Annotated in this window: 10 protein-coding genes, 1 pseudogene and 1 CRISPR repeat array; of the genes and pseudogenes, 2 read left to right on the forward strand and 9 right to left on the reverse strand. The window is 67.6% G+C overall.

Annotated features, from left to right (window positions below):
* The first annotated feature begins 199 nt into the window (after nt 1-199).
* Nucleotides 200-364 (forward strand): hypothetical protein, encoded by a 165-nt coding sequence (locus WH07_RS39710; RefSeq protein ID WP_157877333.1) that lies wholly within the window; start codon nt 200-202, stop codon nt 362-364.
* A 1556-nt stretch (nt 365-1920) separates the two neighbouring features.
* Here the strand turns inward: WH07_RS39710 and cas2e are convergent.
* The 9 genes and pseudogenes from cas2e to WH07_RS37455 all read right to left on the reverse strand — a co-directional run.
* Entirely contained in the window at nt 1921-2235 is a 315-nt protein-coding gene (cas2e, locus tag WH07_RS13215; RefSeq protein WP_046499827.1) for a type I-E CRISPR-associated endoribonuclease Cas2e, read from the reverse strand.
* Between the two features lie 81 nt (nt 2236-2316).
* Complete coding sequence (gene cas1e / locus WH07_RS13220; RefSeq protein ID WP_046499829.1) at nt 2317-3384, reverse strand: type I-E CRISPR-associated endonuclease Cas1e; 1068 nt, start codon at nt 3382-3384, stop codon at nt 2317-2319.
* Between the two features lie 12 nt (nt 3385-3396).
* The gene (locus tag WH07_RS13225; protein ID WP_232788859.1) at nt 3397-4221 is read right to left on the reverse strand and encodes a type I-E CRISPR-associated protein Cas6/Cse3/CasE; all 825 of its coding nucleotides are present in this window, start codon (nt 4219-4221) and stop codon (nt 3397-3399) included.
* Nucleotides 4218-5132: a type I-E CRISPR-associated protein Cas5/CasD gene (gene cas5e / locus WH07_RS13230; protein ID WP_046499831.1), complete on the reverse strand. Its 915-nt coding sequence runs from the start codon at nt 5130-5132 to the stop codon at nt 4218-4220. The genes WH07_RS13225 and cas5e overlap by 4 nt, the downstream gene beginning before the upstream one ends.
* Entirely contained in the window at nt 5129-6310 is a 1182-nt protein-coding gene (gene cas7e, locus WH07_RS13235; RefSeq protein WP_046499833.1) for a type I-E CRISPR-associated protein Cas7/Cse4/CasC, read from the reverse strand. Before cas7e ends, cas5e begins: the two co-directional genes overlap by 4 nt.
* A 72-nt stretch (nt 6311-6382) precedes the next feature.
* Nucleotides 6383-7168 (reverse strand): type I-E CRISPR-associated protein Cse2/CasB, encoded by a 786-nt coding sequence (gene casB, locus WH07_RS36215; RefSeq protein ID WP_079023193.1) that lies wholly within the window; start codon nt 7166-7168, stop codon nt 6383-6385.
* A 161-nt stretch (nt 7169-7329) separates the two neighbouring features.
* Nucleotides 7330-8955, reverse strand: a complete 1626-nt coding sequence (gene casA / locus WH07_RS13245; RefSeq protein WP_046499835.1) for a type I-E CRISPR-associated protein Cse1/CasA — start codon at nt 8953-8955, stop codon at nt 7330-7332.
* Between the two features lie 349 nt (nt 8956-9304).
* A complete protein-coding gene (locus WH07_RS13250; protein WP_046499837.1) occupies nt 9305-12238 on the reverse strand; it encodes a CRISPR-associated endonuclease Cas3'' in 2934 nt (977 codons plus the stop codon).
* A 129-nt stretch (nt 12239-12367) separates the two neighbouring features.
* Nucleotides 12368-13189: a CRISPR direct-repeat array (repeat unit 29 nt; unit sequence GTGGTCCCCGCGCAGGCGGGGGTGTTCCG).
* A gap of 394 nt (nt 13190-13583) precedes the next feature.
* Nucleotides 13584-14189: pseudogene (locus WH07_RS37455) on the reverse strand (transposase); the annotation flags it as partial.
* 355 nt (nt 14190-14544) lie between these two features.
* Between WH07_RS37455 and WH07_RS13255 the strand changes: the two are divergent.
* On the forward strand, nt 14545-15368 hold an 824-nt coding region (locus WH07_RS13255), incomplete at its 3' end, for a hypothetical protein (RefSeq protein ID WP_157877334.1).

The following is a 15368-nucleotide window of genomic DNA, read 5'->3' on the forward strand; positions in this document are numbered from 1 at the left end:
AGCTGCCTGAGCACTTCTCGTGCCACAGGAAGCATGAGGTGTGATCTATCGGCCATCGCTGACCGCCCCTCGCTGCGTCACCTGGCGCCAGACCCCTGCCCGGTTCGGGTGGGGGGTGTCATGTTTCCGCCCGACGTGTCAGTCCCCGGTGCCACAGTGGGCACAGCACACCCAGCACCCCCTTTTCAAGGAGCCGACCGTGGCCCAGAGCACCACCTTCCGCACCAGCACCAAGCAGGACACCCGCGCCGACCACGTTGTGGAGTTCCTCAGCCGGGTCTCCCGCGCACTCCGGAACTTGGCCGACTCGGCTGACCACGCGGCGAAGATGGTGCGGAAAGCGGACGCGGCACGTCGAAGCTGAACCGGCACACCCAGATAGGCCAGCAGACGTGTTTCTCCGCGCGAGCGGAGGTGAGCCGTCGCGGTACCTCTGCCCGCCCGCCTCGATGCGGTGCTCTCCGCGCCAGCGGAAGTGCGCCGCCCATTGCCGCAGAGGAACAAGGCCGACCTCCAGCGCAGAGCCCCGGCCCGGCCGCGCTGCCCCACGTCGAGCAGAACCGAAAGGGCGTCCGTCGGCCGTGGGAGTTCTCTGGGACTCTTCTGAGACTTCCGGCCTCATCAACCGGCACGAGCATGAAACAACCGAAAGACCATTCGCTCAGGTCAGCGGCCAAAGACCCCTCATCGTGGCAGGTCACCGCGCTGGCTGGTCTCTTCCGCGACATCTGATCAGCCGAATCAGCGGCGCTGCGCTCCAGCGTCACCTGCCCTTGGCACCCCTTCGACATTCGCCACCTCGGCAGGGCCTGACCTGCTCAACAGCACGCCTGACGCCCCATCAGAACGAGCGTCAAATGAGCGTCACAAGCGTCATTTCAGCGTCAAGATATCGCCCGTAACGCCCACACCGCACATAATGCGCACAGATAAACCTGCAGGTCAGGCGCCCTTCGTGACAGGCTCAAGGATCGCGACGCACTCCACGTGGTGCGTCATCGGAAAGATGTCGGCCTGGACGCAGGCAGAAAAGCAGCAGGTCAGAGCTGCTTTCGGGGCCCGGATGAGAGCCGCCGGGCGCCCAGAGCGTCAAATGAGCGTCACGACCCTGCATAGGTAGGCACCGGAACTCTGGCCCGTCATGGCTCCCCCTAGTACGCAGCGCCTCCACCGGCACGGAGTCTCACGCCGGTGGAGTCACGCCCGTGCGGCCAGTGCGTGCGAGAGTCCCGCCGTTACAGAGTCAGTGTGATCGAAAATCGCTGACGAGGCCGCTCCGTGCCTGGGAGGCTCGCCCCGTCTGTTGCATGCCAGACGGGAACGGAGCTACCTACTTGATCATCATGGACTCGAACATGCTGTGGGGTATCTCCCCTGACGACGCGAGCGTCGATCTGCTCAAGACCATCCGGGCGACAGGGGTGCAAGGCGTCACCGTCCCATGGACGAGCATGGGGAACTGGCTGTGCAACGAGCACTGCCTAGATCATTTCTCGGCTACGAGGAACTTCGCGTCCGGCTTCATCTGGACCGGGAGCATGCCTCGTTCGCCAGGCTGGCGATCTGCGGATGCTGCCTGCGGCCATCCCGGTCCTCGACCTTCACCGGCATTCGGAGATGAGCTGATTTCTCCAAGCCGCCGTTATCGCCAGGCCGCTGCCCTCCCGACCGAGCCAGTTGCTCCATTCCACCCATCACCGGCGCCCCTTCCCGGTGACTGGAACTTCACCACATGCCTCTGACACCACGGAAGTATGTGCATGAGGCTCGATCAAGCGACGGCCAAAACCCTCTAACTCCGCAGCTCAGGAAGGGGTGGTCCCCGCGCAAGCGGGGTGGTCCGTTCTGGCCCTCGATGTTTGGTACGTCCAGAAGTGCTTCACCCCGCCCGCGCGGGGAGCACCTTCCTGAGCTTGGGGTTTAGGAGCGTTTTGTCAGTTCTTGATATTCCTCCGGGCGGAAAGCGACAAGGGTCAGGCCGTCGAAATCAGCCAGGGCTCTGCGGCGTTCGCCTGCCGTGTGGAGGGTGTAGCCCTGTTCGTTCGCCTCCGAGTGGATCAGCACGGCGGCACCGGAGCCGATCGAGGCGCTGACCACGCGCCAGAGTTCGTCGCGGACGCGGGCGGAGAGCGTCCCGACGTAGAGGCCGGGGGTGGGCTCGATCATCCAGCGGGTGAGGGCGCCGCGGACGTGGTCGGGGACAGCAGTGGTCGAGAGGACTGTCATGGACGGCATGAATCACCGGTTTCCTTGAGGGCTGGCAACGGGCTCGGGGGCCGACGGGCAGGAGCCCCCGCTCACCGGCGCGGATCTATTTCAGCGCGACTCGCTCGGCCCCGTCTCGGGCGTCACATCCGTCTCGGGCGGCGCTTCATCGAGGCCGAGGACGTACGACGTGTCCGACTGCTGCGCGTAGTTGACGCCTGCGGGTACGGAACCGACCTCCGGATCCCAGAGGTTGACCATCTCCACCGCATGCCCGTCCGGCAGAGGCTGCGCCTCGCCCGGTGCCAGGAGGGCCTGTACGTCCGCGACGATCCTCGGCAGCAGTTTGTACAGGCGCAGCCCTTCGCGGAAGCCTCGGCGGGCCATGGCTTCTGGCTGGGGTGAGTCGTGGAGGGAGAACGCGAGCGGGATGGTGAGTTCTGCTTTGTAGAGGTCGGCTATGTCGTACACCATGGCGTGCTGCTTTCCCTGGTGTACGAAGCCGAGCGCTGGTGAGCAGCCGAGGGCGATGAGGGCCGCGTGCACGATGCCGTAGAGGCAGGTGTTGGCGGAGGACAGGGCCAGGTTGACCGGGTCCTGTTCGTCCCAGGCCGCGGGGTCGTAGTTGCGGCGGAACCGGCCGATGCCGTGCTGCTGGGTGAGGAGCCGGTAGAGCGCCTTGACGCGCTGTCCTTCCAGTCCGCGCAGGGTGTTGAGCGGCGTTGTCGCGGGGACCGCGTCGTTGAAGCGCATGAGGTACATCTGCCTGGCCACCGCGAGCCGGCGTTCGGGGTCGCTCCACTGGTGGACCTGGTGTTCGAGCCACCGCGTGGTGAGTGCGTCGGACGTGGTCGCGGAGTAGCAGCGGACACCGCCGGATCCCGCGCACACCACCGTGGTGCCGTGCCGGGCGAAGGTGGCCATGGCGGGTTGGGTGATGGAGGTTCCGGGACCGAGAAGGACGCAGGAGAGGGCGGACGTCGGAAGGTAGACGCGGGTCGTCTCGCCGTCTGCGGAGGTTGTCTCGGCGCAGACCCCGGTGTCGTCCTGGACGATGCGGACCACATCGGCGTACAGGAACGACAGGGAGTCGCCCACCCTGGGAAGCATGGCGAGTGTGGGTGCGGCGATACGACGGCGCGCTGTGCCCTTGTCGTGCGGAGAACTGGAGTCAGTCATGGTGTGCCGCCCTCACCTTTCCTGGGCGCCGGGCGCGAGGCTGAGCAGACCGCATCCGTACGACTTGCTACGGCCGATGCCGTTGAGCAGCGCGTTCCGCAGTGCCTCCGCGTCGCGCACGACGGCAGTCCCTTCGAACAGCGTGGCCTGGCGGGGCACCAGCACCTGCCCTTCCCGCGAGCGGCGTCCACCGGCGGCTCCGGTCGCTACCGGCCGACGCCCACCAACCACTCCAGACACCTCCGGCCGGCGCTCACCGCCTTCTTCCTTGCTCTGCATCACGCTTTGGTCACGGGGGTCGGTGTGCCACGTGCTGAGCTTCTCCGCCGAGTCGGAGAGGTTGGTGCGAAGGGACAGACCGGCGGTCGTCGCCCGCTCTGTCCACCAGCAGTCGGCGTCTTCACCGTGGAGCGGGATGGCTTGCTTCCACCTGCCCGCCGTGCTGTTGCGGCCGCATCGGCGGACCGTGTTGCCGAGGAGCCGGTAGCGCACGGCGAGCCCAGGGCGCAGGGCGCCGAAGAGGGCGTGCATGTCCCTGGCCTGGACATCGGCGTACCCCTGGGGAAGCCGGGTGGGGTCAGGGGCGACGCGGCTCTGGACCAGCAGGACCGGGGCTCCGGTGCCGTCCATGTCGAGCCGGAAGAGCACTCCGGCCCGGGAACGCGGACTTACACCGAGTCCGTCCGGCACCAGGCTCATGACACGGCGGTGTAAGGCGACGGCGTTTCCGAGGTCGCGCTGCACAGGCCGGCTGGCGGGATTGAGCCGTAGCCGGGTCAGCCAGGCGCTTCCGGTCGACGAGGAGGATGTGGCAAGCAGGGCGGTAGCGGTGGTCACGGCGCGTTCCGTTCGGGCTGGGACGGGTGGAGGTACGAGTCAAGGGCGTCGAGATAGGCGAGGCCGTGCCCCGCGCACAGGTCCGCGGGGAGCCGACAACTCGTCGCGTACGCCGGTCGGCTGCGGTAGACGCGGTCGCGGGACATCAGCCGCACGGGCTCGTCGTTCAGCGTGCTCACCGACGATCTGCCGGATGTCGGGGCCGGTGAGTCGGCCACGACCCCGGCCGGGAGCCCATTAACGAAGTCGGGCGGAAATGGCGTGTCCGCCGTGAACCGTACGGTGACGGTGGCGGGGCTCTCGACCGGCTCGCCCGGCTCGTCGTCTCCGGGGCGTACGGGACCTGGCCTGGACCGGGCCAGCGGGACGGCACGCAGTTCACGGACGGGATCCGGCACATCGGCGCGCAGAAGGAACAGTGCGCCGGGCGGGCAGGACCGTCGCCCCATATGGAGCGGCCAGCGCGGTGCGGCGAGTGCCTGCGCGCATTCGGCGGCGAGATCGGCGGCGTTCGGAGCGGTGACGGCGACGGTGAAGACGGCGTCGGAGAGATAACCGCGGTGGGACACGATGGTGGTCATGCCCGCACCGCGCCGTCCGCCCTTGGCCGTCGGCACTGTCCGGTGGGCGGGGTAGCCTCCGCCGACCGTGTGGAAGTCACGCAACCGGGTCCCGGGCCGGTCGCATCGTATGGTGAACCGCAGACGAGTCAGGCGGCCGAACCCGGTGGGCGGCGCCGAGCCGTCCTCCCAGTCCGCCACAGCCTGGTCACGGGAAATACCGAAGGCGGACGCGATCATGCCGATGAGCCCCGAACGAGTGGGGTGGGACACCGTGTCCCGGTCGGTGAAGTCACTGTGCTCGCCCCACGACTGAAGGGGGCCGCCAAGCTGCAGCAGAAAGCCGCTCATGAGGGGTTACCCTCGCTTGCGGGCCACGCGGTGGCGACAGCGCCGTCCACGAGCGCGGCGTAGGAATCGACCCGGGCCCCGAGTCCCTTCCACTCGTCGTCGTCCACACCCGCATGTGCGCTGTACGCGATGCCGGAGCTGCCCAAGAGCTTTCCCACCCGCGCCGCGTAGGCGTCGAGGGCGGCGCGCGAGGGCCGCCCCCACCCAGCGGACTTGGCCCGTACCGGCTCCTCGAACGCGGCCGCCAGCGACACCGGCCGGTCGGAGCGGACGACGACGTGAACGAGGTCCGGGACGCTGTGGGGAGCTGTGGACGTCTTCTTCGCGGACGGAAGACTCTGGATGAACGCCGTGGCGAACGCGGTGGCCAACTCCCGTGCGGTACCGGTGTCGGAGATGTTCTTGGCCAGGTCGTCGAGGTCGAGGGTGGCGTAACGGTAGAAGACGCCGCTGCTGTACTCACCGGTGTTCATGTGGGCGCTTCCCGCGTCCGTGGCCCACTGATCGATGTCGTCCACCGCCGTGAAGAAGTCGGCCTGCACCGAGGTGCTGTGGGTGGTGAAGGCGTGGGCCACCTGTACGGCCCCGTCGACCCCGGCTCCGGGGATCTCGGCGAGCATGCGGCCGAAGAGCGCGATGGAGCCGTTCCGCGACCGCAGGACGTCGTAGATGGGATCCTTGGGCAGCAGGGGCTTCTCCGCCGCCTTCGTGCCCAGCGCCTTCTTCAGTTTTTCCCTGTTCTCTTCGGCGAGGGTGGCCAGAACCTCCACCGCCGTGTCGGGCAGGAAAAGCAGAGACGCCGTGAGCCGGTCCCCCTTTTCCAAGCCCAGTTTGGACTCGGTGGACCGGATGACCTGGGCTCCGGCGAGTTCGGCCAGATCCTCAGGCCAACCTCGTGACATGAGGACTTTGGCGATCTGAAAAGGAAGCCGCCGCGTCCGGTGAGCCTGCTCACCGATCTGCTTCTCGACGGCGAGACGCGTGGGGCGCTTCCATGCCTGGCTGGAAACCCGGGTCCTGGTCGCGCCGCCATAGGTAACCGTTTTGGGCGAACCGAGGTCGTCCCTGTTGACGTTGCTGAACGGCAGCGTCTGGAGGATGTGCAGGTCAAGGAAGCGGGGACTGCGCGGGACGGCCTCGGCCGCCGTGGTCGCGGTGGCGGTTCCGTTCGTCGTCATGGTGTGGTTCCTGGTTCTGTGCGGTGAATGATAGTGATGTGAGGCAGGCGTTGGCACGGAATGCCCCACCGTTCAGTTCTGCGCCTGCTGTGCTCGGCGGAGGGTGCGGTAGTAGTCCTCCAGCCAGCGGGTGGCCGTCGCGTCGCGGTCGTACTGCCAGCGCCGGATGTCGTACAGGAGCCGGCCGTAGTCGGCAGTGATCCCGGCCGAGCCGAGTTGGCGGAGCACGGCGGGCAGCATGCGATGCAGCCCGTCCGACTCCTGCCGTACGAGCAGGTGCAGCCGGGACTCGACGCCGTCCTCCTTCACCGCGTTCTGGCCCGCGCGTGTCACAGCCTGAGCCATGCTCGCGCCGAGGCTGGTCCCCCAGGAGAAGCGGGGCTGAGTCCCGGATGTCCGGGCGGCGGCGCCGGGGCCGACGCGCTCCCCAGCGCTGGATGCCTGCCCGGCATCGGCACTGGCTGCGGCGCCACGAGGTCGGTCGTCGGGCAGGTTCGCCGGGGTGCCCGCCCGGGCGGTGCCGCTGTCAGCGGCTTCCCGTGTCGAGGCGTCCGAGAGCCGCTCAGCACGGGGGCGGGCGGCGATCAGTGCGGCCACCGCGTAGTAGGCACGGCGTGTGGCTCCGCCGGCCGTGTCGGGAATGAGACCGTTCCGCAGCAGCGCCGCGTGGGTGCGGGCAGGGACCTCGTCCACGGGCTTGGCCAGTCCACGGCGAAGTGCCTGCTGCGTACCGGAATTGGCACACGACTCACGTACCCGGCCGACGAACCTGTCACATTCGGCGAGCGTGGGGTGGCGGGGCGCCGGGTCCGTCCCGGCTGCCGGAGGCGGGGTATCTCCCGCATCGATGAGGCTCATCAATGAGTCCTTCACTGCTTGTTGTCCAGCGGATGTGTACGACCCGGCCGTGGTGGGGCACCACTCCCGCGCTGTACGGGGCGGTCAGCCGGAGGGCTGAGGGGGCTGATGGTTCGACGACGGTCGTGAGGTGATCTCAAAGGCGGTGGTCGGGTCCGGCACTATCGACCGCGGCCGTGATCGAGCAGGCTCCGTACCAGGCCCCGGGCGTTCTCCCGGGCCTTGGCACCCCGTGGCTGTGCGGCCACGGGAGCGGTTACGTCATCGAAGGCGCGGAGCGCGATCCGGCCGAAGGCGGGGAGGGCCAGGCTGAAGCCACCGGAGTCCAGGAGTTCCCAGAAGCGTTCCTCGGCGGCCGGCCAGTAGTCGGCCAACGCGGCCTCGGGCCACGGCCCCATCCCCTTGTCCTTCTTGCCCGCACCGCTCAGGCCGCTGGTTCTGCCCTGGGCACCGCCCGAGCGGTCGGCGGGACGATCGTCGGCGAACGGCGTGGTGTAACTCCGCCAGGCAGTGCGCAAGGCCGTGGCGAGGTGCCAGGCCGCCTTCTCCGCCGCCTCCCGCGCCTCCTTCGCCCCCCGCGCCAGTGCCGAATCCTCCGCCGTCCGGGAAGAGTTGAGCAGAGCGAAGAGCGGCGGGGTCGTCGCGGTGAAGTACGTCCTGTCCCTGGTCTGCCCGTCCTGGTCAAATCCGTACGCGACCACCCGCAGTGCGTGGAACACCGGCTCGGGCAGTTGATCGCCGGCCAGCCCTTCGAAGATCAGCGGCCTGCGCCCCCCACCGCTCCGGCTCAGCAGGACCAGGGCGTCAAGGTCCCGCCACAGTGCCCTCTCCGCCTTGGCATCGCGGGGATAAAGGTCGCCGTCCTTCTTCTCGTCCCAGATGAGATACGGGTCGCGGCAGGCAGGCCGGTTGTGGCGCAGAGCCCAGGTGATCGTGGCGTCCGTAACGCTGGCCTTGTCCGGTCCGGGCTGGAGAAGAACCGCGTGCTGGTACTGCTCGGTCAACATGGAGAGCGGGCCGGTGGCAGGTGTCGGCGGAGCGAGGGGAGTGGGCAGTTCCGTCCGCTCCCAAGGACAGGCGTCATTGCTCCGGTCGGAGACCTGGGGCCAGGTGCCGGGCTCCAGGATACCCAGCATCAGCGTCTCGTACAGCGTTCGTCCGACGGGGTGGCAGGAAAGGACCCGGCGCAGCGGCCCGGCCATCGTGTTCCCGTAGCGCTGCCCTTCGACGGTCCGCGGTGTGCACTGTCCGGACGGTCCGTAGTAGAGCTGAGCGATCAGATGGAGCACGGCCTCTTCCGGGGCGAGGGCCACCTGCTCGGCGTCGGTGAAGTGCCCGAAGAACACCTGGTTGTTGCCTGCGGGCCGAGCCATCACCAGCTTGTTCACGCCGGACGATCCGGAGCACTCGGCGTTCAGACGGGGGTCCTGGAGAAACGGGCGGACCGGGTCGTGGAGCCGCAGGCCGTCGGCGTAGCGGTCGAAGTATTCGTGTACCGCGTCGGACCCGAACCTGGCTCCGTCTTCGAGCAGTTCATAGCGCCGGTCGAACCACTCGTCGCTGTCTACTGCGTAATACAGACGAGTGATACGGGCAGCCATCGCGGACAGTATCCGCATCAGGCCGGAGGCGGCCGGAGGCAGAGCGATGGCGAGCCCTTCGAACTCATGGGCGCGGAGGAAGAGTTCGCGTAAGCCGACCCGAGTTGTGGCTCCGCTCGCGAAGACCGGGATCCATGGCCTTGTATCAAGGGGGAAACGGTCGTCGCCAACCGGATCTTGCGACATGGGGAGTAAACCTCGATCAACTGAAGAATGCTGATGGGGAACGGCTCATCAGAGAGCCGTAGCCTGGAACCCTCCGCGACAGGCGGAGAAGCGCTCCGCGCAGGCGGAGGTGAACCCGTGACCGGTTGGGGCGAGCAGCGCTGCCTCAGGTACTCCCCGCGCAGGCGGGGGTGTTCCCGGCGTGTCTGTCTGGCAAGCTGGCTTGCCAGACAGACACGCTTCGCGATCGCCCGACTACCGTAGCGTCAAACTCCTTGATCCCGCAAAGATTTGAGCAAGGTGACTGGTTACGGCGACCGGTGAAGATGATTGGGAGCGGTATGTACACGGACAGCCTCGAATTCGTCCCTTAACGCCCGTCACGATGAATAATCAGGCCCAGCTCTCGGTCACAGGTGATCCGGGTCTCCCCCAGCACCGCTCCCCGACCTGCGCCGCCGGTCACGCGATGCGGAAGGAGCACAAGCCGTGCCAACCGAGGTTCGTCCCGCCATACGGCGGGCGGTACGTTCGCCGGTCCGCACTCCGCTCGCCAGGGTCCATGGGCGAGAGGGGCCACGTAACCGAGCAGTGCACGCACCTCAGCCGTCGTGAAGCGGCCTTTCAAGCCCCGCCCGGACTCCGGCAGTCTGACGCTGCACTCCTCGTCCAGCCACCGACCGGCTTCGTTTTCGAAGACCGGCAGAACCTGGACCGCCTCCACACCGAGGCGAGTACGGACCAGTTCCTCGTCGGCGTCGCTGGTCGTCAGGGCGTGCAACGACCTGACCATGCGAGGAGCGGGCAACGCGACCATGCCGGCCAAGGCACGACGGGCCATGTCATCGGCCATGCGCCGGAGGTCCTGCTCCATCAGTTCTTCCGGTGCCGCTGAGGCGAACTCGGGGTCGTACACGGCATCCACCAGTTCCTGGACATCTCCCGGCACAGCCAGGCTCGCTCCGTTCCGTCGCTCCAGCAGTTCCAGGGTGCGGCGCAACAGCGAATGCGCGTAGACGTCGCCCCACGACGTCGGAACCGAGAGCCCTCGATCCTTCCCGACGGGCGCCAACACCACCAGGCGCGGTCCCTTGGACCACTCGGGCCGTGTCGGTGCGGGGTCGGCATGGCGCCACACCCGCCCTGCCCGCTGGAGCAGCATGGCCATCGGGGCGAGGTCTGAGACGACCAGGTCGAAGTCGAGGTCGAGGGACTGCTCGATCACCTGGGTGGCGACAAGCACGGCACCTCGCGCACCCGCAGGCCGGCGCACCTCGGGCTTGTCCGTACGCCCGAACCACCTCTCAGCTTCGGCTGTGATCTCCGCTCTGCGCCGGGCCGGGAAACGAGCGTGAAGCAACCGCAGCCGAGGACCGGCGTGGCTGTCCTCGCGGCCTCGGTCCTCTTCAGACCGATCGTCCCAGCCGACGTAGTCATCGCCGCCGTAACGGGACCGGTAATGCGCACGCAGAGCGTCATACGTCTGCTGCGCTTCGGCCACGGTCGTACAGATGACGGCCGCACATCCACCACCGGTCGCCACGTCGTCGAGGACGTTCAGCAGGGAGGCCAGCCGGCCGTCCTTCACGGTTGGCTCATAGGTGTGTGTGACGTGCCGAACGTTCACTTCGAGGTCTCGCTCCCGTTCGCTGCGCAGCGGCTCTACGGGCTCAATGACGCGGTCGCTGTGCGCGGAGGCGAAAAGCCAGCCCGGGTATGAAGGCGCGGGTACCTCACGCGCCCCGGCATTGGCATCCGCCCCGGACAGATATGCCCGCACCATGCCCCGCGCCGTCTCCCCGGTGAGCGTGGCCGACAGCAGTACGACCGGAACACGCAGGGCTCCGAGCCACTCCAACAGTCTGAGCAGCAGGGCGTGGGTGTAGGCGTCATAGGCGTGGGCCTCGTCAATCACCACCGTTTTCCCGGAGAGGCCGAGATGGCGCAACGCGTTGCGCTTCAGCGGCAGTACGCCCATCAGTGCCTGGTCAATCGTGCCGACAGCCAGCGGTGCGAGGATGCCCCGTCCCCGCTTACGCAGCCACCGGCTGGCCTCGACAGAGATCTGCCGCCCCTGATCGCCACCGGCCTCGTGGTCGGACAGCACACGAGGGTCAACGCCGCCGTGCGCCATATCATCGGCGAGCTCGGCGTATGGGGCGTACAAATCGGCCGCGCCGTGCAGCAGAGTCAACTGCGCGGATTCCAGGAGGTTTTTCTCGGCGAAGCGAACAAGCCGCCCGTACATCTGGTTCGCCGTGGCCTGCGTGGGCAGAGCGAAGAACAATCCGCTCGTCCCGCAAGCCGCGCCCATCAGCGACGCCGCATACAGGGCCGTCTCCGTCTTACCGTCTCCCGTCGGCGCTGTCACCAGCAGAATGCCCGGCCCATCCACCACGCCGGTCAGTCCTGCCTCCACGCTCAACTGCAGTGGATACGGCGAGGTGATCCCCGGGAACATGTCACGGAACGCGCCACCGCCGAAGGTGGCCCGGCCGAGACCGGCATCCTCGACAAGGCCAGGCGCCATACGCTCCGCGCTTCGCGCGTGGGCTCGTAGCGCGATCGAAGAACCGAAATCCGGGTGAGCATCCACCGCTTTCTGCTGCTGCTCAATCACATGCTGCTGGCTGGCGATCCAGTCCGAAACAATGACGACTCCGGCGATCACGGTTGCGGTGTGCACCGGCAGGGCACCGCAACCGGGTATGGCGGGCCGTTCCAGTACCTCATACAACGCTGCGACATGCTCCCGGCGTTGGTCGGTCCAGGCCCCAGCCCCCAGCTCCGGCAGGCCGATCAACGGGTCGCGCAGATCCTGCGGTTCGATCCCTTCGGAGTATCGCCCGTGGTGCCCGCCGAGAATCTGAGCCACTTGAGCAAGCAGCAGCTTCGCTGTCCGCCCACCGGACACGGGATAGCCAAGCTGGGCGAGCAGCTGTGGAAGCACGCGATGAGTGGCGTACTCATGACGAACCTTCTTGACCCTGCTGTCATTCACCCGGTCATGCGCGTAAGCAGCCTCACGGAGAAATCCACAGTGAGCCGGTCTCTCCCGGACGGCCAAGTCCTGGAACTGCGGCATGATTTTCCCGAGGTCATGAAGCCCGGCCCAGAACATGACAACCCGCCGGGCCTGCGGTAAATCGATGCCTAACGCCTCAGCGATACAACGGCGCTGAGCGGCAGTCAGGACGACATCCCAAACGGCCCCGCAGACCATCGCCGAATCCACGAGGTGCCCGATGACGGGGTACGGCCTCGCAAGCCCGTCGGACTTCCCCCAAAGACGCGCGTCGATCATGTCCCACCCCTCCGAGTGCGTTCTCTCACTGAGGGGTACTTCACCACATGCCTCTGACACCATGGAGGTGTGAGAATGAGCGATGGTCAAGGAACAGCAAAGCCCCTCTAACGCCGCAGGTCAGGAAGTGTGGTCCCCGCGCAGGCGGGGGTGTTCCGGCGCTGGAGGCCGAGCAGGCCCGCGAGGACCGGTGGTCCCCGCGCAGGCGGGGGTGTTCCGGCCCGATCAACGACGAAGACCTGGCCACGGCCGTGGTCCCCGCGCAGGCGGGGGTGTTCCGGAAGCGGACCGGCTGCTGTCGGCTCTGCCGTAGTGGTCCCCGCGCAGGCGGGGGTGTTCCGGCGAATACGACTGCGCCCTCTGCATGATCGCTGTGGTCCCCGCGCAGGCGGGGGTGTTCCGCCGAGGACCGTCCCCCTGGCATCGTCGTCGGCGTGGTCCCCGCGCAGGCGGGGGTGTTCCGAACCGGCTCTACATGCCGAATGGAAAGGTCACGTGGTCCCCGCGCAGGCGGGGGTGTTCCGGCCGCGAGCGACCTCGGGACGACGGTTCACGAGTGGTCCCCGCGCAGGCGGGGGTGTTCCGATCCCGTTGGCCTCCGCGCGCAGGAACAGCCCGTGGTCCCCGCGCAGGCGGGGGTGTTCCGCCCGGGTTGGATCCGACCATGACGGTGCCGGAGTGGTCCCCGCGCAGGCGGGGGTGTTCCGGCGCCGCGCTGTGGGACACCTACATGGACGCCGTGGTCCCCGCGCAGGCGGGGGTGTTCCGTGGTGTGCCCATGACCGCGCGCATTGCCCGGCGTGGTCCCCGCGCAGGCGGGGGTGTTCCGCGGCTCGTACTCCGCACGATCGTGACCATTCGGTGGTCCCCGCGCAGGCGGGGGTGTTCCGTTCTGATGGGGACGGCGGCACCGGTTCCCATCGTGGTCCCCGCGCAGGCGGGGGTGTTCCGGCGTCTCCTGCTTTGCCGCGACCGCTGCCAGCGTGGTCCCTGCGCAGGGGCCGGCCCCGGGAACAGCATCGAGCATGATCCGGGCCATGCTCGGGCCAGCGACCCCGCCCACGTCTCGACGGGCACTATTTGTGCTGGTCAGCGATCCGTTGCCGCCGTACCATCAGCAGACGAAGAACTTGCTGGTGAGCTACTCCCCGAAGAAGCTCGGCCTCTTCTAGGCACAGGGAATGGGCGCCTGACCAGGGCTGATGCCCGGCAAGCGCCCTTCTCGGCGTATATCTGAGCAGCGAGTCGAAACACGCCCCTGCTCCCGATATCCCCCACCCGTACCCCAGCTCACCAGCAGTTCCGGGGCGTTTCCCGGCCAAGGTCTCTCCAACAACAGCTGACGCAATGAGCCGAGTTGTCGGTGGGTGATGAGGCAGCAGGCGATTTCGAGGAACGCTTCGCGGATGTCGGCTCGTCGCTCCCACCGGATGCGCAGGCGGCGGAAGGCGTGCAGCCACGCAAAACCCCTTTCCACGACCGAGCGGTAGGTGCCCAGTCCGGTGCCGTGCAGAGTGCCGCGGCGGGCGAACGCGGGCACGAAGCCGTGCCCGTCGGTGATCAGGGGGTGCTTCGAGCCGGCCCGGCCCCGGTCGACCGGCGACGGGCCTGTGCGGATGCCCCTTTCAGTGCCCTGACGTGGGAGGAGCCGACCACGCAGCGGGACCGTTCCAGGCGTGAAGCCGCGTTGAGTCCGGCGAGCAGGACCTCGTGCAGCCGCTGCCAGACGCCAGTCCCGCGGACAGCGCCAGCACGTCATGCCCGGGCCGAACCGCAACTCCTGCGGCAGGTACCCCCACTGGACACCGGTATGCAGCACGTACAGGATCCCGCACAGCACCTCCCGGTCCGGCAATGCCTTACGGCCCGGATGACGGAACCTGCGCTCACACTGCGGCAGCAGTGGTTCAAAGCAGCCCCACAGTTCATCCGACACGACCCACGGCAACATCCCCGTACCGGACCGAACGCTCAATTCCCGCCCCGAACACAGCCATCCGGCCCAAGCCACCTGATTGCAGAGCGAGCCCCGTTAAGGAGCCGATGGTCCGTGTTTCCTGGGACGGTGACAGATAACAGAGACTGGCATCGGCTCTTGTGCCGCCTGACCGCTACGGCCGAAGGACTGTGGAGAGCCCGACCACCGCGGGGGATCACCGCCACACCCGATCCACGAAAGCGCGTCGGCGCTTCAAACCGTTGCCCCTCAGCGACGCCTCATTACCCCGGCCGAAACGGAAAGGCTGGTTATCGGCTGACAGGCTGTGGCCTGAAGCCTTTGATAGGCCATGTATAGGAGGGGAATTTTGAACGCGCGTTTCTACATCCGCCTCAGTGCCACCTTCGGCGCCCTCGCGCTGAGCCTGGGATTACTCGCCGGTCCAGCGGCAGCGGACCCGACTCCTGGGCAGTTCCGCCCGGTAGTGGGCGTCGGCTCGGAAGTCACCCAGGACGTGAACAACGCCATCGCCGAGGCCTTTCTCGCACCCGACGGCGCCCCATACATCGCTTCTTACAATGCCACCGGTTCGGCCGTCATCCAGACCCGGCCCACTGGCTGCGTACTGCCCCGACCCAACGGCTCCGCAGCGGGCATAACCGCACTCCGCAACGCCCCCGACTGTATCGACTTCGTTCGTTCCACCCAGGGCCCGATCAACCAGTCGGGCTCCTCATTGACCTGGATCCCCGTCGCCACCACCGCCGACACCTTCGCCGTCCGCAAGGACAGCCCTCTGCCGCGCGCTCTGACAACCGTACAGCTCAACGCCATCTACAACTGCTCGCTGCGGGTCCTCAGCGGAACTGTGCTCACTCCCAAGCTGCCGAAACCCGGATCCGAGGCGCGCGCTGCCTGGCTGGGGGCGCTGGGCCTGACCGAGGCCAATCTCGGCGCCTGTGTGCAGGGAACCACCGAGCCCGACGACATCTCGGCGCTGACCAGGGCGGGCGACATCATGCCGTTTTCCATCTCCCGCTACATCGCCCAAGGCCCCCTGCCCGATCCCTGGAACGTCGTCGCGCTCGGCTCGCTGAACGGGGTGGCGCCGATCGTCCAAAGCAATTTCAACACCGCCTTCCCCACCACCCGCAGCGTCTACCAAGTCGTCCCCACCGCCAAGGCCGCCCC

Source organism: Streptomyces odonnellii (assembly GCF_000981895.1).
GTDB lineage: Bacteria > Actinomycetota > Actinomycetes > Streptomycetales > Streptomycetaceae > Streptomyces > Streptomyces odonnellii.

Excerpts from the sequence above, each read along its gene's own strand:
- cas2e (WP_046499827.1), bottom strand. The coding sequence starts at position 2,235 with ATGCCGTCCATGACAGTCCTCTCGACCACTGCTGTCCCCGACCACGTC.
- cas1e (WP_046499829.1), bottom strand. The coding sequence starts at position 3,384 with ATGACTGACTCCAGTTCTCCGCACGACAAGGGCACAGCGCGCCGTCGT.
- cas5e (WP_046499831.1), bottom strand. The coding sequence starts at position 5,132 with ATGAGCGGCTTTCTGCTGCAGCTTGGCGGCCCCCTTCAGTCGTGGGGC.
- cas7e (WP_046499833.1), bottom strand. The coding sequence starts at position 6,310 with ATGACGACGAACGGAACCGCCACCGCGACCACGGCGGCCGAGGCCGTC.
- casB (WP_079023193.1), bottom strand. The coding sequence starts at position 7,168 with ATGAGCCTCATCGATGCGGGAGATACCCCGCCTCCGGCAGCCGGGACG.
- casA (WP_046499835.1), bottom strand. The coding sequence starts at position 8,955 with ATGTCGCAAGATCCGGTTGGCGACGACCGTTTCCCCCTTGATACAAGG.
- WH07_RS13250 (WP_046499837.1), bottom strand. The coding sequence starts at position 12,238 with ATGATCGACGCGCGTCTTTGGGGGAAGTCCGACGGGCTTGCGAGGCCG.